The organism is Pseudomonas promysalinigenes (genome assembly GCF_014269025.2).
GTDB classification, from domain to species: domain Bacteria; phylum Pseudomonadota; class Gammaproteobacteria; order Pseudomonadales; family Pseudomonadaceae; genus Aquipseudomonas; species Aquipseudomonas promysalinigenes.
Genome location: NZ_CP077094.1, coordinates 2733892 through 2753568, shown reverse-complemented (window position 1 = coordinate 2753568; position 19677 = coordinate 2733892). Strand labels below are relative to the sequence as shown.

Annotated in this window: 17 protein-coding genes; 6 read left to right on the top strand and 11 right to left on the bottom strand. The window is 61.0% G+C overall.

The genetic code is table 11. The features are described from left to right. Positions 1–25: 25 nt before the first annotated feature. The gene (locus HU725_RS12505) at positions 26–955 is read right to left on the bottom strand and encodes an asparagine synthetase A (protein ID WP_186477892.1); all 930 of its coding nucleotides are present in this window, start codon (positions 953–955) and stop codon (positions 26–28) included. 185 nt (positions 956–1140) lie between these two features. Between HU725_RS12505 and HU725_RS12500 the strand changes: the two genes are divergently transcribed. Together HU725_RS12500 and HU725_RS12495 are read left to right on the top strand one after the other, a co-directional pair. After that, complete coding sequence (locus tag HU725_RS12500; RefSeq protein WP_186477999.1) at positions 1141–2457, top strand: MFS transporter; 1317 nt, start codon at positions 1141–1143, stop codon at positions 2455–2457. A 78-nt stretch (positions 2458–2535) separates the two neighbouring features. Then, positions 2536–3855, top strand: a complete 1320-nt coding sequence (locus HU725_RS12495; RefSeq protein WP_186477891.1) for an OprD family outer membrane porin — start codon at positions 2536–2538, stop codon at positions 3853–3855. A 75-nt stretch (positions 3856–3930) separates the two neighbouring features. Here HU725_RS12495 and HU725_RS12490 read toward each other — a convergent pair whose 3' ends face one another. Then, positions 3931–5784: an ABC transporter ATP-binding protein gene (locus HU725_RS12490; protein ID WP_186477890.1), complete on the bottom strand. Its 1854-nt coding sequence runs from the start codon at positions 5782–5784 to the stop codon at positions 3931–3933. A gap of 246 nt (positions 5785–6030) precedes the next feature. Here HU725_RS12490 and HU725_RS12485 point away from each other — a divergent pair, with 246 nt between their 5' ends. Continuing rightward, on the top strand, positions 6031–7932 hold the full coding sequence (locus HU725_RS12485) for a potassium transporter Kup (protein WP_186477889.1): 1902 nt from the start codon (positions 6031–6033) through the stop codon (positions 7930–7932). 9 nt (positions 7933–7941) lie between these two features. Here the strand turns inward: HU725_RS12485 and HU725_RS12480 are convergent, their stop codons facing one another. The 5 genes from HU725_RS12480 to HU725_RS12460 form a co-directional block, all read right to left on the bottom strand. Further along, complete coding sequence (locus HU725_RS12480; RefSeq protein ID WP_186477888.1) at positions 7942–8901, bottom strand: 2-oxoglutarate and iron-dependent oxygenase domain-containing protein; 960 nt, start codon at positions 8899–8901, stop codon at positions 7942–7944. Positions 8902–9090: 189 nt separating this feature from the next. Continuing rightward, positions 9091–10173, bottom strand: a complete 1083-nt coding sequence (locus tag HU725_RS12475; protein WP_186477887.1) for a BMP family ABC transporter substrate-binding protein — start codon at positions 10171–10173, stop codon at positions 9091–9093. A 53-nt stretch (positions 10174–10226) separates the two neighbouring features. Beyond that, positions 10227–11153, bottom strand: coding sequence for an ABC transporter permease (locus HU725_RS12470; protein ID WP_186477886.1), 927 nt, complete (start codon positions 11151–11153; stop codon positions 10227–10229). A gap of 60 nt (positions 11154–11213) precedes the next feature. Beyond that, entirely contained in the window at positions 11214–12314 is a 1101-nt protein-coding gene (locus HU725_RS12465) for an ABC transporter permease (RefSeq protein WP_186477885.1), read from the bottom strand. A gap of 12 nt (positions 12315–12326) precedes the next feature. After that, positions 12327–13868, bottom strand: coding sequence for an ABC transporter ATP-binding protein (locus HU725_RS12460; RefSeq protein ID WP_186477884.1), 1542 nt, complete (start codon positions 13866–13868; stop codon positions 12327–12329). Between the two features lie 259 nt (positions 13869–14127). Between HU725_RS12460 and HU725_RS12455 the strand changes: the two genes are divergently transcribed. Continuing rightward, on the top strand, positions 14128–14379 hold the full coding sequence (locus tag HU725_RS12455; protein WP_081016595.1) for a hypothetical protein: 252 nt from the start codon (positions 14128–14130) through the stop codon (positions 14377–14379). 44 nt (positions 14380–14423) lie between these two features. Here HU725_RS12455 and HU725_RS12450 read toward each other — a convergent pair whose 3' ends face one another. After that, positions 14424–14708 (bottom strand): hypothetical protein, encoded by a 285-nt coding sequence (locus HU725_RS12450; RefSeq protein WP_186477883.1) that lies wholly within the window; start codon positions 14706–14708, stop codon positions 14424–14426. 226 nt (positions 14709–14934) lie between these two features. Between HU725_RS12450 and HU725_RS12445 the strand changes: the two genes are divergently transcribed. Further along, positions 14935–15177 carry a hypothetical protein gene (locus HU725_RS12445; protein WP_186477882.1) on the top strand — a complete coding sequence of 81 codons (243 nt, stop codon included), beginning with the start codon at positions 14935–14937 and terminating at the stop codon, positions 15175–15177. Next, on the top strand, positions 15174–15965 hold the full coding sequence (xth, locus tag HU725_RS12440; RefSeq protein ID WP_186477881.1) for an exodeoxyribonuclease III: 792 nt from the start codon (positions 15174–15176) through the stop codon (positions 15963–15965). Before HU725_RS12445 ends, xth begins: the two co-directional genes overlap by 4 nt. Here the strand turns inward: xth and HU725_RS12435 are convergent, their stop codons facing one another. Genes HU725_RS12435 through HU725_RS12425 form a run of 3 tightly spaced genes read right to left on the bottom strand, consistent with a single transcriptional unit; the run spans position 15966 to position 19668 of the window. Further along, the gene (locus HU725_RS12435) at positions 15966–18167 is read right to left on the bottom strand and encodes a xanthine dehydrogenase family protein molybdopterin-binding subunit (RefSeq protein ID WP_186477880.1); all 2202 of its coding nucleotides are present in this window, start codon (positions 18165–18167) and stop codon (positions 15966–15968) included. It abuts the gene before it with no gap. After that, the gene (locus tag HU725_RS12430; RefSeq protein ID WP_186477879.1) at positions 18164–19165 is read right to left on the bottom strand and encodes an FAD binding domain-containing protein; all 1002 of its coding nucleotides are present in this window, start codon (positions 19163–19165) and stop codon (positions 18164–18166) included. The genes HU725_RS12435 and HU725_RS12430 overlap by 4 nt, the downstream gene beginning before the upstream one ends. Then, positions 19162–19668 (bottom strand): (2Fe-2S)-binding protein, encoded by a 507-nt coding sequence (locus tag HU725_RS12425; protein ID WP_060477043.1) that lies wholly within the window; start codon positions 19666–19668, stop codon positions 19162–19164. The genes HU725_RS12430 and HU725_RS12425 overlap by 4 nt, the downstream gene beginning before the upstream one ends. Positions 19669–19677 lie beyond the last annotated feature (9 nt).

Here is a 19677-nt window from a genome sequence, read left to right as displayed (position 1 = left end):
TGGGCTAGGGACGGTGGATGGGTCATCAGAACAAGAAGTTGCTGCCAACGCTGCGGTCGAACAGCGCCACATCTCGGATATGGCGTGTACCACAGATGAAGCGCAGCAACCTTTCGATGCCAAGGCCACCCCCGGCGCTGGGGGGCAGCAGTCCGCGCCGGGCAGCTTCCAAGTAGTTGCCAAAAGGAGTTAGGTCCATGCCCAGTTCCTGCATGCGAAGAAGAATCTGCCCGTGCTCGTATTCACGCTCGCCGCCTGACAGTGCTTCGCCGTAACCCTCGGGCCAGACCAGGTCGTAGTTGTTGTAGTGGCCGCGTTTACCTGGCGTCTCGCGGTCGTAGAACTCACGTCGATGATTGGTGATGAAGAACGGCGTGTGTGCCTTCTCCGACATGAACTGCTCGAAGTCATCGCCGTGGGCGGCCCTCAGTTCATCTGTGGTGTAAATCGGGAAGGCGGTTTCGTAGCGCGGTAGGTTACGGCCCAACTGGGCCAGTTGCGTGGCGCAGTGTTTTTGCACCTCGTCCAAGGTGTGCTTGACCATTTGTTCGACCAGTAGCATGGCCTGTTGCATGGTGCCTCCCCGGATTTCGAAATCGAACTGTGAGAACTCCAGAAGATGGCGCGGCGAGTTTTCCACCTCGGGTTTTTCCAGCCGAATATTCGGCGCCACGATGAAGACCTGTTCGTGGCCGCGAGCGGTGAGGGCAAGCTGCTTGTGGAAGATCATGCTGGCGGTAAGTTTGAGGCGGTGCTGGTGGTACTGAATCTCAGCAGGGTCCACCGCATGGTTGAGCGGGTCGGTTATAGGCGACAAGAGAATTGGTAACAACTGCCGGAAGTTGCGCTCCAGCAAAAAACGTTGCAGGGCAAGCAATGTGTGGCCACGGATGATAGCAATGGCCTCGACGTGGGGATGATCAAATGCGGCGATCTGGCGCTGAAAGTGTTCCATCTTGGGCTCGTCGTTAACCGGTGAGTTGGCCCGATTATTGGATTTCCCAATCAAAACTCAATGTACAGATTTCGGCAAAAAACCCACACAGAGGCCTAAACCGGTTGTTCTACCGCCTGATGGCTACGAGCATGGTGTCATTGCTTCGCTACCGTACTCATTTGCCTACAGGAGTTTGAATGCCAATGACGGCTCATCCCTCGACTCTGCGCGCCGGATTTGGCCGCGCCGACTATAAAACCTTGGGCCTGGCAGCCTTGGGAGGCGCGCTGGAGATATACGATTTCATCATTTTCGTATTCTTCGCTTTGGTGCTCAGCGAGCTGTTTTTCCCTCCACACATGCCAGAATGGCTGCGTTTGGTGCAAAGCTTTGGCATCTTTGTGGCAGGCTATCTGGCGCGCCCACTGGGCGGCATCTTATTGGCACACTTTGCCGATCGCCTGGGGCGCAAGCGGGTGTTCAGCCTAAGCATCCTGATGATGGCTGTGCCTTGCCTTGTAATGGGGCTGATGCCGACCTACGCGCAAATCGGCTATTGGGCTCCAATGCTGCTGTTGGCCCTGCGCATCCTGCAAGGCGCTGCAGTAGGCGGAGAGGTCCCTAGCGCGTGGGTATTCATAGCCGAGCATGCACCGGCCAGTCACCGGGGTTTCGCATTGGGTATGCTGCAAGCAGGGCTAACTTTTGGCTACTTGCTTGGGGCGCTGACCGCCGCTTGGATGGCGTGGGTCTACACCCCAGAGCAGATTCTCGATCATGGCTGGCGGGTACCCTTCATCCTGGGTGGGGTGTTTGGTCTTGTCGGGGTATGGCTACGCCGCTGGCTGAGTGAGACGCCCGTGTTCGTCGCCATGCAGGAGCGACGTGCGACCGAGGTAGAGTTACCAATACGCACGGTGCTACGCGAGCATCGCAAGGCGATCCCTGCAGCGCTCCTACTGACCTGTCTACTGACCTCGGCGGTGGTGGTGCTGGTAGTCATCACGCCGACGGTCATGCAAAAGCGCTTTGGGCTGCCACCCGAGCAAACCTTCACACTCAGCAGCTTAGGCATCGTCTGTCTAAACATTGGTTGCGTGCTGGCCGGAATCATGGCTGACCGTTTCGGTGCCTGGCGGGCGTTGTTAATCCACAGCGCACTGTTGCCGGTAGGCGTGCTGGCTTTGTACAGCTGCCTGATCCTAGGGATCCCATTCGTGGGCTGGGCTTACGCGCTGGCTGGCCTTTGCTGCGGGGTCGTCGCAGTGGTGCCGTCGATCATGGTCAGGCTGTTCCCTGCGCATATTCGTGTGTCCGGTATTTCAGTGACCTACAACATCGCCTACGCACTTTGGGCCACCGCCACGCCTGTATTACTGATCGCTTTGATGCATTGGAACGCGTGGTCAATCGTGGCGTTCAGCGCAGTGGTGGGTGGGGGCGGGTGCTATTGCGCAAAGGCCTTCGGTCGCGCGGATGTAGCGGCTGCGGTGGCCAGTGATACGGCCGCAGGTCATTGAGCGACAGGCCCCGTCGGTAGTGCTGCAGCGGGCGGGAGCCGCGCGTTTCATTTGTATGGAAAAGGAAGACCTTCGTCGATGTATCAGCGCTTATTATTCTGCTTGGCCCTGGGAGGGCCAGTTTTGGCCTGGGCGGACTCCGACCTACTGGAGGGCAGTCATCTTGATGTAAATCTCAGGCACTTCTATTCCAACCAGCACACACGACAAAATACCTACCTCGCTGTGCGCAAGGACGGTGTGCTGACACCCACCCGCCTGCGCGAGAGCTGGGTACAAGGATTGATGCTCAATTATGCATCCGGCTATACATCAGGTGTTCTGGGCATTGGCTTGGACGCGTCTTTGTACAGTGCCGTGAACCTTCAGCGAGGACATGGCCGGGTCGCCAACGGCGGTGATCGGGTACTCGTGGACAGTGGCGGTGACGCGGCCCCAACGTGGAGCCGCCTGGGTATCGGAGCGGTGCGCCTGCGACTGGCAGACACAACGCTGCGTGTAGGGCGTCAGCGAACCGAGAACCCGATGCTGCGCTACAAGGATAACCGCGCATTGCCATCGAGCTTCGAAGGAGTGGCCTTGAGCAACCTGCAACTGGCTGGTATCAAGCTCGAAGCCGGGCGCTTCGAGCGGGCAATCCCACGCACCGGAAGTGGTAGCGAACGACTGACCACTACCTTTGGGGATCGCGGCGTGAATGCCGATTCGTTGCAGTATGTCGGCGTCAGCTATGCAGGGGCGATCTCGGCCAGTGCTTACGCATCGCGGTTTGCCGATACCTGGCAGCAGACCTATTTGGGCCTATCGAGCACCCTCGGCGATCAAAACACGCTGGCTGTGCGTAATGCTCTGCACTACTACCGCACACGGGATATAGGGCAGCAGAAACTTGGATACATTGATAATCAGGCCTACAGCCTGGCTACCACTGTGTTTCATCATGGGCATGGTTTAACCCTGGCTTGGCAACAGATTGAAGGCGACGAGTACTTCGATTATGTCTGGGAATCGAGCAGCAACTTCATGGCCAACTCGCTGTACTCCGATTATAACGGCCCCAATGAGCGCTCGTGGCAACTGCGCTACGACCTCGATGCAGCACGTTACGGGATGCCGGGCCTGACGATAGGGGTGTGGCATGCCCGGGGTTGGGGAATCGACGGTAGCCACTATCGTGGTGGACGCAATGGGCGCCATGCAGGCTATGCAGTGCAAGGTCTGGATGGCGCAGGGCACGAGGAAAACGGTTTAGTAATGAGCTACGTCGTCCAATCCGGCATTCTGAAAAAGACTGCTGTTCGCACCCTTGTTTATAACCATCGTGCTCACGGTGGACAAATTGATGGCAGTTACGATGAGGTACGCCTAGTCATAAACTTACCCATCCAGATTTGGTGAAACCTTGCCAGTTAACGATCGACCTAGCGTCATGCTAGTAGAGAGGCTTGAGATGGGTGGTTCAGCATTACCCAGTCACTCCAACACCTCGGCCATTCCCTGTTCCTCACCCAAGAACCCGCCGCTCTGGTGCTGCCAGAGCCTTGCATAGGTGCCGTTCCTGGCCAGCAGCTCGCTGTGGGTGCCTTGCTCGATGATTCGCCCCTCGTCCATGACGATCAACCGGTCCATGGCGGCGATGGTGGACAGCCGGTGGGCGATGGCGATCACCGTCTTGCCCTGCATCATCTCGTCCAGGCTCTCCTGAATGGCGACCTCCACTTCAGAGTCCAGCGCGCTGGTAGCTTCGTCCAGCAGCAGGATCGGGGCGTTCTTGAGCATCACCCTGGCGATGGCGATGCGTTGCCGCTGGCCACCGGAGAGCTTGATGCCGCGCTCGCCCACCAGCGTGTCATAACCGCTGTGGCCGTCCCGGTCGCTGAGTTGGCGAATGAAGCCATCGGCCTGGGCGTTGATGGCGGCGCGCCGGACCTGCTCCTCACTGGCATCCGGGCGGCCATAGGCGATGTTGTCGCGAATCGAGCGGTGAAGCAGCGAAGTATCCTGGGTCACCATGCCGATAGCGCTGCGCAGGCTGTCCTGGGTGACCTGGGCAATGTTCTGCCCATCGATCAGGATTTGGCCGTGGTCCACATCATAGAAGCGCAGCAGCAGGTTTATGAGCGTCGACTTGCCTGCACCGGAGCGGCCCACCAGGCCGACTTTTTCGCCAGGGGCGATGGTCAGGCTCAAGCCATCGAGTACCTGGCGCTCGCCGTTGTAGTTGAAGCTGACGTTGTCGAACGTCACCGCACCGCCGCGGGTTTGCAGCACACCAGCGTTCGGTGCGTCCTGCACCTTGGGGCCGCGGGTGAGGGTGGCCATGCCGTCCTGCACTGTGCCGATGTTTTCGAACAGTGAGGTCATTTGCCACATGATCCAATGCGACATGCCATTGATGCGCAGGGCCATGGCGGTGATCGCGGCGACCGCGCCGGTGCCTACTTGGCCCTGATGCCATAGCCAAAGCGCGTAGCCGCCGGCGCCGAAAATCAGCCCGACCACCAACGCCTGGTTGACGATTTCGAACTGGCTGACCAGGCGCATCTGGCGAAAACCGGTTTGCTTGAAGTCTTCCATTGCCGCGCGGGCAAAGTGTGCTTCGCGCTTTGAGTGGGAGAACAGCTTCACAGTGGTGATGTTGGTATAGGCGTCGGAAACCCGGCCGGTCATCGAGGAACGGGCGTGGGCCTGTTCCTGGCCGACCTTGCCAAGGCGAGGGACGAAATACAGCATCGCCAGGCCGAACAGGCCGAGCCAGGCAATGAACGGTAGCATCAGCTTGGCGGCGAAGCCGCCTGCCAGGGCGATGATTGCAATGAAGTACACGCCGATGCCCGGCAGGATTTCGATGACCGTGAACAACACCTCGCGCACGGCCAACGCGGTTTGCATCACCTTGGTGGTGACTCGACCGGAAAATTCGTCGGAGAAGAACGACAGGCTCTGGCGCAGCATCAGCCGATGGAAGTCCCAACGCAGACGCAGGGGTAAGTTGATCGCCAGCACCTGGTGCTGCATGAGCGTACGCAAGCCGACCAAGGCAATACTGGCCACCAGCAGCAGCCCCACCCCCCATAGTACGCGGCGCTCCTCGGCGCTCACGCCGCCGCCCACCTGCCAGTTCGACAGCAGGTCGACCACTTGGCCAAGGAAGGAAAACAGCCAGGCTTCGTATATCGACACCCCTGCGCTGAACAGCGCCAGCGCCAGGATATAGCCACGGGCACCGCGGGTGCAGGCCCACAGAAAGCGCAGCAGGCCAGCCGGGGGTGGGGGCACCTCGTCCGGTGGAAATGGGTCGAGCCAGCGTTCAAAGACGCGAAACATGTTGAATCTCCAAAATGCGCAATTTCGCTTACTTGCGACAAGGGCGACGGCCGTAATGTTCACCCAGCTCGGCCCGACCGGTAACGATACAGCACCTTGGCGCAGTTGGGAGTGGGCCTACGGCAGGCCAGTGTCCTGCATTTTTTACGCGCTTTTTACGGCAGGCTCGGCGCCTTGAAACGATACTGGCGGCGCGCTGCCCAGGGATGGCATGCCTATCACAATCGCCCGTCAGAGAGTCCCGTCGTGAGCCACCCCGCCGCTTTAGCAAATCCTGCCCAACCCAATAAATCCAACTCGCTCGGCCTGCTGATCGCGGCGGTAGGGGTGGTTTACGGCGACATCGGCACCAGCCCTTTGTACACCCTCAAAGAGGTATTTGCCGGGCACTACGGGGTGCAGGCCAACAACGCAGGGGTGCTCGGTGTGCTGTCGCTGGTGCTTTGGTCGCTGGTGTGGGTGGTATCGCTCAAATACGTGTTGTTCATCCTGCGCGCTGACAACCAGGGCGAGGGTGGCATCATGGCCCTGACCGCGCTGGCGCACCGCGCCGCGGCGCCCTACAAGCGGCTGGGGCGGGGGTTGGTGCTGCTCGGCCTGTTCGGTGCAGCGCTGTTCTACGGCGATAGCATGATCACCCCGGCCATTTCGGTGTTGTCGGCAGTGGAGGGCTTGCAACTGGCGTATGACGGCATCGATCACTGGGTCGTGCCGCTAGCGGTGCTGGTGCTCGTGGCCTTGTTCCTGATTCAGAGGCATGGCACCGCACGCATCGGCATTCTGTTCGGGCCGATCATGGTGTTGTGGTTCGTGGTGCTCGCCGCGCTGGGGGTGCACGGTATCGCCCAGCATCCGCAAGTTTTGCAGGCGCTGAGCCCGGTCTGGGCCGTCAAGTTCTTCATCCTGCACCCAGGCATGGGCGTAGCCATTCTTGGCGCCGTGGTGCTGGCGCTGACCGGCGCTGAAGCGCTGTATGCCGACATGGGCCACTTCGGCCGCAAACCGATTGCTCGCGCCTGGTTTGTGCTGGTGCTACCAGGCTTGGTGCTGAATTACTTCGGCCAAGGTGCATTGATCCTTAGCGACCCGCAAGCGGTGCGTAACCCGTTCTACCTGCTGGCCCCTGACTGGGCGCTGCTGCCAATGGTCGGGTTGGCCACGATGGCCACCATTATCGCTTCCCAGGCTGTGATTTCCGGTGCGTTTTCCATGACGCGTCAGGCCATTCAGCTCGGTTATGTGCCACGTATGTTCATCCAGCACACCTCAAGCCAGGAGCAAGGGCAGATTTACATCGGCGTGGTCAACTGGGCGCTGATGGTCGGCGTGGTGCTGCTGGTGGTGGGCTTCGAGTCATCCGGGGCACTGGCCGCGGCCTATGGTGTGGCGGTGACCGGCACCATGCTGATCACCACGCTGCTGGCGTCGGCCGTGGTACTGCTGCTATGGAAGGCGCCACGCTGGCTGGCGGTGCCGCTGTTGCTGGCTTTGCTGGTGGTCGACAGCTTGTACTTTGCCGCCAACGCTCCAAAAGTGTTGCAGGGAGGCGCCTTCCCGGTGATTGCCGGCGTGGCGCTATTCGTGTTGATGACCACCTGGAAGCGCGGACGCACGATCATCGTCGAGCGGTTGGATGAACACGCGCTGCCCCTTGGGCTGTTCATCGCCAGCCTGCAGGCACAGCCACCGCACCGGGTCAGTGGCACGGCCGTGTTCCTCTGTGCGCGGCCCGAGGCAGTACCCCACGCATTGCTGCACAACCTACTGCATAACCAGGTATTGCACGAGCAAGTGGTGCTGCTCACCGTGGTGTTCGCGGACGAGCCGCGTATCCCTGCCAGCAAGCGGTTTGAGGTCGAAGCTTGCGGTGACGGGTTCTACCGGGTAAGCCTCCACTTCGGCTTCATGGAAGAGCCCAACGTACCTTTGGCATTGAGCCGTTACCCCAATGCTGACCTGGCATTCGGTGCCATGCGTACCACCTATTTTCTCAGTCGCGAAACCGTGGTCGCCGGCAACCACAATGCAATGGCACGTTGGCGCGAGCAGCTGTTCGCCTTCTTGCTGAAAAACGCCAACAGCAACCTCAGGTATTTCCAGTTGCCGTTGAACCGGGTGATCGAACTGGGTACCCAGGTCGAGATGTGACGGCTGCACTCAGAGCGCTTCACGGCGGTAGGCGTAGGTTTCGGCAAATCGTGAAAGCATGTAGGCGCTGCATGAAACCGGCGGATATTTGGCCGGGTTAGCGCTGCTCGAGCAGTTCGGCAGGCAACTGATCTCGGTGTCCGGATGCGGTTCGGCGAAGAACGGCATCGAGTAGCGGTCCACCCCCAGCGGGCTGATCACCCGATGCGGCGTCGAGGTATAGCGGTCATTGCTCCAGCGCGCCATCATGTCGCCGATGTTCACCACATAGGTCCCCTCGATGGGAGGGGCATCGATCCATTGACCATCGCGGCTGCGCACTTGCAGGCCGCCGGCGTTGTCCTGATACAGCAGGGTGATGCAGCCGTAGTCGGTATGGGCACCGGCTCCTTGCTGCTCGCTGCTGCTGGCCCTTTGGCGGGGTGGGTAGTGGATCATGCGCAGCACGCTGATGGGCTCGGCAAAGCGCTGGTCGAAAAAGTCCTGCTCGATACCCAATGCCTCGGCCATGGCCCTCAACAAAGTCAGAGAGAGGGCGTGCATGTCTTGGTAGTGTTGTTGCAGCAAGGTTTCCCAGCCGGCAATGGCCGGATGCCGATTGGGCCCGCGCAGCGGTTTACCGGCCAGCACATCAGGGTGATCGGCCGCCATGTGCAGCCCCATGTCGAAGGTTTCTTTGAGGTCGCTAGGGCGGCTCGGGTCGAGCTGTTCGGTAGCGATGGCCCCATACCCCCGGTGGTGGGCGCTGCGGGTGATGTCGATGCGCAGTTTTTCCTCGCAGGGCCTGGCGAAGAAATCCTTGGCCGCCGCTGTGAGTTCGGCGATACGCTGGGCGGTGATAGGGTGGCCTTTTATGTAATAGAAACCCCAGTGGCGGCAAGCGGCGTCGATTTGCCGAGCCACGGCCTGGCGAGCGGCGGGGTCGTGCTGATAAAGCGGGGCGATGTCGATGATCGGCAGTGTATTCATCAGGTCTCCGAAATGCTGCAATTGACAAGATCTCTTGGGCGGCCCTTCGTGTGGGTTACCCGCGAATACCGGCAAAGCCGGTGGCTAAGGTCGCGAGGCAATCTTCGCGGCTAAAGCCGCTCCCAGGGCACGGCGCGCATCTGAAACATCAGCGCAGCGTGCATGGCAGCGGCTCGAGCCAAAGCGCATTTATTTGGGCAACTGGGCAGTGATGCCTTTGACGTAGTAATTCATGCCGGCCAGTTCGGTATTGCTGGCCACCGCGCCCTCGGCAATCTTCAACTCGCCGCTCTGGTTGAAGATTGGCCCTGTGAACGGGTGGAACGAGCCGTCCTTGATGCTGGCGATGATCTGCTCGGCCCCGCTTTTCACATCCGCCGGTACCAAGTCGCTGATCGGCAACTGGACGGTGCCGTCAGCCAGGCCGCCCCAATAATCCTGGGGCTTCCAGTTCCCATCCATGACCGCCTGGGTACTCTTGATGTAATGCGGCCCCCAGTTGTTGACGATGGACGTCAACACCGCTTTGGGCCCGAAGTGCGCCATGTCCGAGGCATAGCCCACTGCGTAGATACCACGACGCTCGGCTGTCTGGATCGGCGCCGGGCTGTCGGTGTGCTGGAACAGTACGTCCACGCCTTGGTCAATCAGCGCATTGGCGGCATCGGCCTCCTTGCCGGGATCGAACCAGGAGTTCACCCAAACCACCTTGATTTCGCTGCCAGGGTTGTACTTATCCAGTGCTAGCTGGATGGCGTTGATGTCACGCAGTACTTCCGGGATGGGGAAGGACGCCACATAGCCGATCTTCTTGGTCTTGGTCATTTTCGCTGCGAGGTAACCGCCGACATAGCGCCCTTCATACGAGGTGGCCAGGTAGGTGCCCAGGTTCTTGTCCTGCTTGTAGCCTGTGGCGTGCTCGAAGGTGACCTTGGGGAACTGCTTGGCGACTTTAGCGGTAGGGTTCATGTAACCGAAAGAGGTTGCAAAGACCAGGTTGTAGCCGCTTTTGGCCATGTTGCGGATCACGCGTTCGGCATCGGCACCCTCTGGCACGTTCTCGACGAAGCTGGTGCTCACCTTGTCACCGAACTGCTTGATCAGCGCTTGGCGACCTTGTTCATGCTGGTAGGTCCAGCCATGGTCGCCGATCGGGCCGATGTAGACGAAACCTACCTTCAGTGGGTCGGCAGCAGCGGCAGACAGCGCTGTGCTCAGACCGATTGCGGCGGTCAGGGCGCGTAGCAGCGAGGTGCGTTTTTTCTGATGCATCCAGGGTTCACTCCTGTGGGTGTTATGAGTTATCGGGGCTTGGCGGGGGGTGGTCAGCGGCCTGCCTTCCAGGGCTGGCCTAACGAAACTGGAGCGTACAGCCGGGTTTTGAGCGCATCGCGCGACAGCACCACCAGCACCACGATGGTCGCCACATACGGCAGCATCGCCAGCAAGTTGGCCGGGAAGTTCACGCCAACGCCCTGGGCGACCAGGTGCAGGATGCTGGCCAGGCCGAACAGGTAAGCGCCCAGTAGCACCCGGCGCACCCGCCAACTGGCGAATACCACCAGCGCCAAGGCGATCCACCCCCGGCCGGCCGTCATGTTTTCTGCCCACATCGGTGTGTAGGCCAACGACAGATAGGCACCAGCCAGGCCGGCCATGGCGCCGCCGAACAGCACCGCCAGGGTGCGAACACGCAGCACCGGCAGGCCCATGGCACTGGCGGCATCGGGATTTTCGCCAACGGCCTGGAGAATCAGCCCGGTGCGGCTTTTGAGCAGCACCCAGGCGACCAGTAGAAACAGGGCGAAAGACAGATAGACCAGCAGGTCCTGGTTGAACAGCATATGGCCGATGATTGGCAGGTCGGCCAGTAGCGGTATGGCCTGCGCTTCGAAGCCACTGAGCGGCTTGCCGACCCAGGCACTGCCAACGAACGCCGACAGGCCGACGCCGAAGATGGTCAGGGCAAGGCCGGTAGCCACTTGGTTGGCTTGGCAGCCCAAGGCGACCAAGGCGAATAGCGAGGCCAGTAGCATGCCGGCCAGGCACGCCATGAGCACGCCAAGCCACAGGCTGCCAGTGGCGAAGGCAGTGATGAAACCCACCACTGCGCCGAACAGCATCATGCCTTCCTGGCCGAGGTTGAGCACGCCGCTCTTCTCGCACACCAGTTCGCCCAACGCCACCAGTAACAGGGGAGTACCGCAACGCACCATGGCGTAGAGGATGTTGCCAAGTAGATCGAGATCCATCGTTCAAGCCTCAGCCCGCGCACCCCAGGTGGCAGGCATACGTAAGCATCAAGGGGGAGGTCAGGCGCGGGCCGCTTCGGCCACCGGCAAGCGCCGCCGCCAACCGAGGGTGAGCCGTGGGCGGTAGAGGATCAGCACATCGCACGCCAGCAGGTAGAACAGCATCATGCCCTGGAACAGCCCGGTCACTGCCTGTGGCAGGTTCAGGCTCATCTGGGCGTTTTCGCCGCCCAGGTAGAGCAGCGCCATCAGCAGGCCGGCAACCAGAATGCCGAGCGGGTTCAGCCGGCCGAGGAAGGCCACGGTGATCGCCGCATAGCCATAGCCCGGCGACACCTGTGGCACCAGCTGGCCGATGGGTCCACTCACCTCGCTGACGCCCGCCAAGCCGGCCAGACCCCCACTGATCAGCAGTGCCAGCCAGACCAGGCGTTTTTCGCGAAAGCCGACGAAGCCCGCAGCGCGTTGGTCCAGCCCCAGCACCTTGATCTGAAACCCCAGAAAGCTTTTGTGCAGCAGCACCCACACCGCCACCAATGCCAGCAGCACGAAATACAAACCCACATGCACCCGGACATCCCCGAACAGTGCTGGCAGGCGGCTGGCATCGCCGAACATCGCCGACTGCGGAAAGCTGAAACCCTCAGGGTCCTTGAGCGGGCCGTGCACGCAGTACAGCAGCAGGTTCAGGGCAATGTAGTTGAGCATGATGGTGGTCAGAATTTCATTGGCGTTGAAGTGCGTGCGCAGCCACGCGGCGAGCGCACCCCAAAGGGCGCCGGCCAGTGTGCCGGCCAGCAGCACCCACAGCAGTGCCCAGCGGCTTTCCCAGTCAATGACATGAAGTGCCAGGGCGCTGCCGGCCAACGCGCCGATCAGCAGTTGGCCCTCGGCGCCGATGTTCCAGATCCGCGCCTGGTAGGCTACTGCCAGCCCCAGGGCACAAAGCAGAATGGGCAGGGCTTTGAGCAGCAGTTCGGAAAAGCCGTAGAAGTCGCTGATCGGTTCGATCAGCAGGATGTGCAGCGTCAGCAGCGGGTCGTGCCCCAAGGCGCTGAACAGCACTGCTCCGCTGGCCAAGGTCAGCAGGCCGGCGAGTATCGGTGACAGCACCAGCATGGCGCGAGATTGCTGGGTCCGGGGTTCGAGCGATAGCAACATGGTAGGTTCTCGTCAGAAGGCGGCGTAGGCGGTGTCGAACTGGCCGGCCATCCAGCTGCCGACCTCTGCACTGTGGGTGTCGGCGGTATTTTTCAGCGGTGACAGGCGCCCGCTGCACAGGGCACCGATGCGGTCGCTGATCTGCAATAGCTCGTCGAGGTCTTCGGACACCACCAAAATCGCCGCACCCGCATCGCGCAGAGCGATCAATGCGCGGTGAATAGTCGCCGCAGCGCCGACATCCACCCCCCAGGTCGGGTGAGCGGCCACCAGCAGCGTTGGGTTCTGCAGCATTTCGCGGCCGAGGATGAATTTCTGCAGGTTGCCACCGGAGAGGCTGCGCGCCGTGGCTTGGGTGCCTGGCGTCTTGACCGCAAAACGCTGGATGATCTGCTCGGCCAGTGCCAGGACTTTGCTCGAGCGAACCAGGCCATGTTCAACCAGGCCCTGCTGGAAGGCAGTCAGCAAAGCGTTGTCGGCCAGGGTCATGTCCGGTACGGCTCCGTGGCCCAGGCGCTCGGCCGGCACGAAAGCCATTCCCAGTTCGCGCCGTGCATCGGGATACAGGTTGGCGATGGGCTGGTTGTCGAGGCTGATGCGCTCGCGCTCGCTGGCAGGCAGGCGCGTTTCGCCACTGAGCAGCGCCAGCAGCTCGTCCTGGCCATTGCCGGCGACCCCGGCGATACCGACGATTTCGCCGCTGCGAACTTCCAGGCGCAGGTGCTCGAACGACGTGCCGAATGGGTCCTGGTTGCGCCAGCAGAGGTCGTCCAAGCGCAGCCGTGGCAGCCCGCCGGCGCGCTTGGGGTAGCAGGCGTCCAGGCCTTCTGTATCCCCGACCATCAGCTCTGCCAGTTGCAAATCGCTGCGCTCGGCCGGGATGCAGCCCCCGGCAACCCTGCCGGCGCGCAACACAGTGGCGTGGTGGCACAGTTGGCGTACTTCCTGAAGCTTGTGGCTGATGAACAAAATGCTGCAGCCTTCACTGGCCAAGGTACGCAGGGTGACGAACAGTTGTTCGACTTCCTGTGGCGTGAGCACTGAAGTCGGCTCGTCGAGGATCAGCAGTTTGATGTCCTGCATCAGGCAGCGCACGATCTCTACCCGCTGGCGCTCACCGATCGAAAGGCTATGCACCAGGCGCTCTGGCTCAAGGGCCATGCCATAGCGCTGCGAGACTTCGCGGATGCGCGGCGCCAGTTGTTTGGGCGAGCCCGCGTCGCGGCCCAGCGCCAGGGCGATGTTCTCAGCCACCGTAAGGGTTTCGAAAAGCGAGAAGTGCTGGAACACCATGCCGATCCCCAGGTCGCGTGCAGCAGCGGGGTCTTGAACCTGCACGGGGTTGCCTTCCCACAGCATCTGGCCGGCATCGGGGCGGGTCACGCCGTAGATGATCTTCATCAGCGTGCTCTTACCAGCGCCATTCTCACCGAGCAGTGCATGAATCTCACCGGCTGCGATGCGCAGGTCGACACGGTCGTTGGCCAGCGTGCCCGGATAGCGCTTGCTGATGGCACGCAATTCGAGACGAAGAGGCGTTAGTAGTGCGGACATTGGGGCTGCTCGAAGTTTTTATTCATGAGCAGCTTGCAAAGCAAAAACATGGCCAATTGGTCAGATTTACATTCCGCCCCATGTAATGAGCGGCTCGCAGCGAATAGACCCTGTTAGTCAGAAACGCATGAAGCCGGGCTGGATGAATGGTTTTGGGGCGCAGAGGGCGCCAAATTGGGGCGAAATTCAAGCATGAGTGGGCTTGATGCTTTCGCATATTGGAACTAATACTAAATAGCTGCCGCGAGGGGGAAGGCTCATGCAGACGCGCTTTGTTGTAGTTCCCGCTTTACCGCCGGAAAAAGACTATCTGCCCAAGCGTGCGGGTTTTGCCCAAGTACTCGGCGCAGGCTACGACCTTTATGACACGCGCGACAAACTGAGGGTGACGTTGAACTGCGCCACCCGTGCAGAGGCCGATTATGCCTGTGCATGCCGCAATGGATTGATCGTGGGGAGTGATGAGACTTTAGGCGGGGGTCAGGGGGAATGGCGTAGCGCTAACACCTGACGCACCAGGGCGAGCGTTGTCGCCCCGGTGACCCTAGTCAAGCGTTAACGGTCTTGGTCTTTCTGATGGGAGGTATCTTGGGTGGTTTGCCCGCCCATGCGGCCCGTCTCTGCAGCGTCATCCTTGCCACCCATCTGGCCGCCTTGATGGCCGGTATCCCTGGATTTTTCCCAGTCCTTATCCATTTTTTCGTCAGGTTTGTGACCGGACTGCTGTCCGCCGTGCTGGGTATCCGCCATGCCGCCTTGGCCGCCTCTGCCGCCAGCGTCACCAGGATTGGCCTGGTGGCTGCCGTCTTGGGCTTTATCGTTGTCTTGATTGTTAGCCATGATCGCTTACCTCAAGTCAGACACAGGATGTTCTGTGTATACGTGTGACTCACCAGGGTTGCGGGGCTCTGCAAAAACTTTCTGCTAATCGGACGAGGTGCTTTAATCACCCTTGGCCCAACAGTTAGTGACTCAATTGCAGTGACTTAGGGTAATTCGTTGATGTTGAACAATTGCACGCGGGCGAAGCTCATAGAGACAAAGGTCATAGTCAGGAGCCTCAGCCATGAGCATCGAACGCAGCATCCCCGAGCTCGAAGCCTGGTACGCCCAATACGACGATCACAGCTATCGTGACGCATCGCCAGATGCCTACCATCAAGCGCTGATCCGCACCGCTGAGGCGCTGCGCGATGACGGTGCCATCGACTGGGACGACTGGCTGGCACTCAAGGGGCTGGCCGACCAGGCGCAGTTGCACGCGCTGCAAGATGCCGTGCAAGCCCATGTGAATGACCCAGACACATGAAAACCCTGAAAATAGCCACGTTCAACCTCAATGGCATTCGCAGCCGCCTACCCGCGTTGCTCGATTGGCTTGCACGTGAGCAGCCTGACATCGTCTGCCTGCAAGAGCTCAAAGCGCCCGACTCACAGTTCCCGCGCCAGGCGCTGGAGGCCGCAGGATACGGGTGTCTATTTCACGGGCAGCCATCATGGAACGGCGTAGCGATACTCGCTCGCGACAATGAGCCATTAGAGGTTCGTCGCGGCCTGCCTGGCATGGAAGACGACCGCCAGAGCCGCTACCTGGAAGCAGCGGTGCATGGTGTGTTAGTGGCTTGCCTTTATCTGCCCAATGGCAATCCGCAACCTGGGCCGAAGTTCGAATACAAACTGCGTTGGTTCCAGTGCCTGATCGAACATGCCAAGGGCCTGTACGCCAGTGAACACCCCACTGTACTGGCCGGGGATTTCAATGTGGTGCCCACGGACCTGGACATCTACAACCCCCGTTCGTGGCGCAAAGATGCACTGCTGCAACCCGAGTCGCGTGCAGCGTATCAACGGCTGCTTGACCAGGGCTGGCTCGATGCCGTCCGCCACCTGCACCCTGACGCATGCGTGTATACCTTCTGGGATTACTTTCGCAAGCACTGGGAGCGCAATGCGGGCCTTCGGATCGATCACCTGTTGCTCAACGAAGCGCTCGCCCCCCGCCTCAAAAGCGCGGGGGTCGATGCATGGGTTCGTAATGAGCCCAAGGCCAGCGATCATGCCCCGGTATGGATCGAACTCCGCCAGGGCACGCGCTAGTTAGAGCAAGGTGTCGAGGGTGATGGGGAATTCCCTCACCCGCTTGCCCGTGGCATGGTAGATCGCGTTGGCAACTGCTGCGGCAACCCCGACCACGCCAATTTCGCCGACGCCTTTGGACCCCAGCTCGTTGACAATGTCGTCCTGTTCTTCAACGAAGATCACCTCGATGTCCTGGACATCGGCGTTGACCGGGATGTGGTACTCCGCCAGGTTGTGGTTGAGGATACGGCCCAGCGCATGGTCCGTTTGCGCGTGCTCATGCAGCGCCATGCCCAAGCCCCAGACCACGCCGCCCAGTATCTGGCTACGTGCAGTCTTCGGGTTGACCACACGCCCTGCGGCTACGGCACTGACCACTCGGCTGACGGTGATCGAGCCCAATTGCGGGTCCACCTGCACCTCGACGAATACCGCAGAATGGGTGGCGGTGGAGTAGGGTTGGCGCTTGGCACTGGGCTCGGCTTCGATCTGCACCTCAACAAAGCCGCCGTCCGATTGCGCCGCGATCTCTGCCAAGGCAATGCGCTGCTCGCCATGCTGGAGGTAGCCGTCAGCGATGGTGATCGCTTCTACGGGCAAACCAGCCAAGGCCGGATAATGCGCACGGGCACTTTCCAGGAGCTTGCCGCGCAGGATCTGGCAAGCTTGCTGCACCGCAGAGCCCACAGAGGAGACGGTGAACGAGCCCCCCTGCAGCGGCGCGGTGGGCAGCGACGAGTCCCCCAGCACGAAGGTCACGTCTTCAATGCTGACACCCGCAGCGTCGGCGGCGATCTGGCTCATGACCGTATAAGTGCCGGTGCCGATGTCGGTGGTTGCGCTGCTGACCGTTAGGTGGCCTTGGCCGTCGAGCCTGGCTTTGGCGCTGGCCTTCATCTGCATGGCCTCCCAAACCCCGCTGGCCATTCCCCAGCCGATCAACTGCTCGCCTTTGCGCATGCTGCGCGGTTTGGGGTCACGCTTGGCCCAGCCGAACCGCTCAGCGCCTTGGTCATAGCAGGCCAGCAAGGCTTTGCTGGAATAGGGCTTACCTTCGTTGCCGTTATGGTCGGCAAAGTTGACGCGGCGCAGGTCCACTGGGTCCACCTCAGCCGCGCATGCCAGCTCATCCATGGCGCATTCCAGGGCGAGCACGCCTGAACCTGCACCGGGGGCGCGCATGTCGAGCGGGGTGAACACATCCAGCGGCGTCAGACGATAGTTCAGCGCCACGTTGTCACAGCGGTAGAGCATGCCGCTCCATTCCACCAGGTGCTCGGTGAAATCCTCAAAGCGTGAGGTTTGGCCGGTGGCGTCATGGGCCACCGCTAGCAACTTACCATCAGCACTGGCGCCCAGGCGCAAGCGCTGTTGAGTACGGGGGCGGTAGCCAAAGGTAAACATCTGCTGGCGGGTAAGGGTCAAGCGTACCGAGCGTTTGAGGTGCAGCGCAGCCATCACCGCCAGTGGCAGCTGGTATTGCGGGCGCAGGCCTGAACCAAAGGCTCCGCCAACGTAGGCGGCCCGCACACGCAGCTTGTCCTTGGGCAGACCGAACACGTTGTGCAGGTACGTTTGGCAGTTCTGTGTGCCTTGGGTCTTGTCGTGGATTTCCAGGGAACCGTCCGCTTGGTAGAGCACTGTCGAGGCATGGGGCTCCATAGGGTTATGGTGCTCGTTGGCGGTAAGGTAAGTGGCATCTACCGTAACCGCAGCGCTGCCGTAAGCTGCGCTGAAGTCGCCCCGTGGCGAGGGTGTCTCGGCCGGCGCTTCGTGGCTTTTCTCAAGGGCTGCCAGCAGGTCCGTCTGATGCTTGGCTTGGCTGTAATGAATCTGTACCAGTGAACCGGCATAGCGTGCCACTTCAAGGGTTTGGGCAACCACCAACGCCAGGGGTTGGCCACTGTAGAGCACTTGATCGTTGAACAACGGGCGAAACGGCGCGCCCTCAGCGGAGTCGTCGTCGCTGTAGTCGTCGTCATAGCTGGAAACCGCAGGGCGGTTGCTATGGTCCAGCACCGCGATCACGCCGGGTACCTTCAGCGCCGCGCTGCTATCGATACGCACTACCCGGCCGCGGGCGATGGTGCTGGAAACCACACTGGCATGCAGCAGGTCGGCTTCAGGGTACTCGGCGGCGTAGCGCGCCTTGCCGGTCACTTTTGCCACACCATCGACGCGGTCCAGGGGCTGGCCTACAACGGTTGTCTTAGTGTTCATGCCGAAGCTCCTGTGTTGGTCTGGCCATACGCAGCCTCACTGAGGGCGCGAACCACAGCGCGGTGCGCCAGTTGCACCTTGAAGCCGTTGTGCGGCAGGGGCTTGGCATCTTTGAGGAGCAAGTCGGCAGCCTGGCCGAACACTGTTTCGTCCGGGGCCTGGCCGTGCAATACCTGCTCTGCGGCGGTCACGCGCCATGGTTTGTGTGCCACACCCCCCAGCGCCACGCGGGCTTGTTTGATGATTCCATCTTCGATCTGCAAGGCAGCGGCTACTGAAACCAGAGCGAAGGCGTACGATGCGCGGTCGCGTATTTTCAGATAGCGGCTATGTGCGGTGAACGAGGGGGCCGGCAACTCGATGGCGGTAATCAGTTCATCATCGCCAAGCTGGTTGTCGCGCTCCGGCATGTTACCGGGTAGGCGGTGAAACTCGCCCATCGGGATCTGCCGCTCACCGCCAGGGCCCTGCACATGCACCACGGCTTCCAAGGCTGCCAGTGCGACGCACATGTCCGAGGGATGGGTAGCCACGCAGGCGTCGCTGGCACCTAGGATGGCGTGGCTGCGGTTGAGGCCCGAGCGTGCCGGGCAACCCGTGCCAGGCTCGCGTTTGTTGCATGGCGTGCCAGTGTCGTAGAAGTAGTAGCAGCGGGTGCGTTGCAGCAGGTTGCCGCCGGTGCTCGCCATATTGCGCAACTGCGGTGAGGCGCCGGCAAGGATGGCTTGGGACAACAGGGGGTAAGCTTGTTCGACCAGCGGATGCCAGGCGAGGTCGGCATTGCTCACCAGTGCCCCGATGCGCACGCCGCCGCTGGCGGTCGCTTCCACGCCCCCAAGCGGTAGCCCGGTGATGTCGATCAGCCGCTCGGGGCGCGTCACGTTCTCTTTCATCAGGTCGAGCAGGTTGGTACCGCCTGCGATGAAGCGCGACGACAAGTCGGCCAGTTGAATGGCCTCGCCTATGGAGGCGGGCTTGTGATAGCTGAACGGAGTCATTGGCGATCCTCCTGCATCAGCGGCAGGGCTTCTTCCACGGCAGCGACAATGTTGCTGTAGGCGCCGCAGCGGCACAGGTTTCCGCTCATGCGTTCGCGAATGGCATCGCGGCCATCGATGCGCCCTTCGTTGGCCAGGCCTACCGCCGAGCAGATCTGCCCAGGGGTGCAATAGCCGCACTGGAAAGCATCCTGACGGATGAACGCGCTTTGCATAGGGTGCAACTGATCGCCAGTGGCAAGCCCTTCGATGGTTACCAGCTCGGCACCTTCACACATCACCGCCAGGGTTAGGCAGGCGTTGATCCGACGGCCATCGCGCAGCACCGTACAGGCACCGCATTGGCCGTGGTCACAACCTTTCTTGGTGCCGACCAGGTCAAGCTGGTCGCGCAGCAGGTCAAGCAATGTGGTCCAGGGCGATACCTGCAGCGAAAGGGGCTCGCCGTTGAGCGTGAGCTTGATGGGGTGCTTCGTGGCACCCTCTGTCGTTATTGCAGGCATGGGAATTCC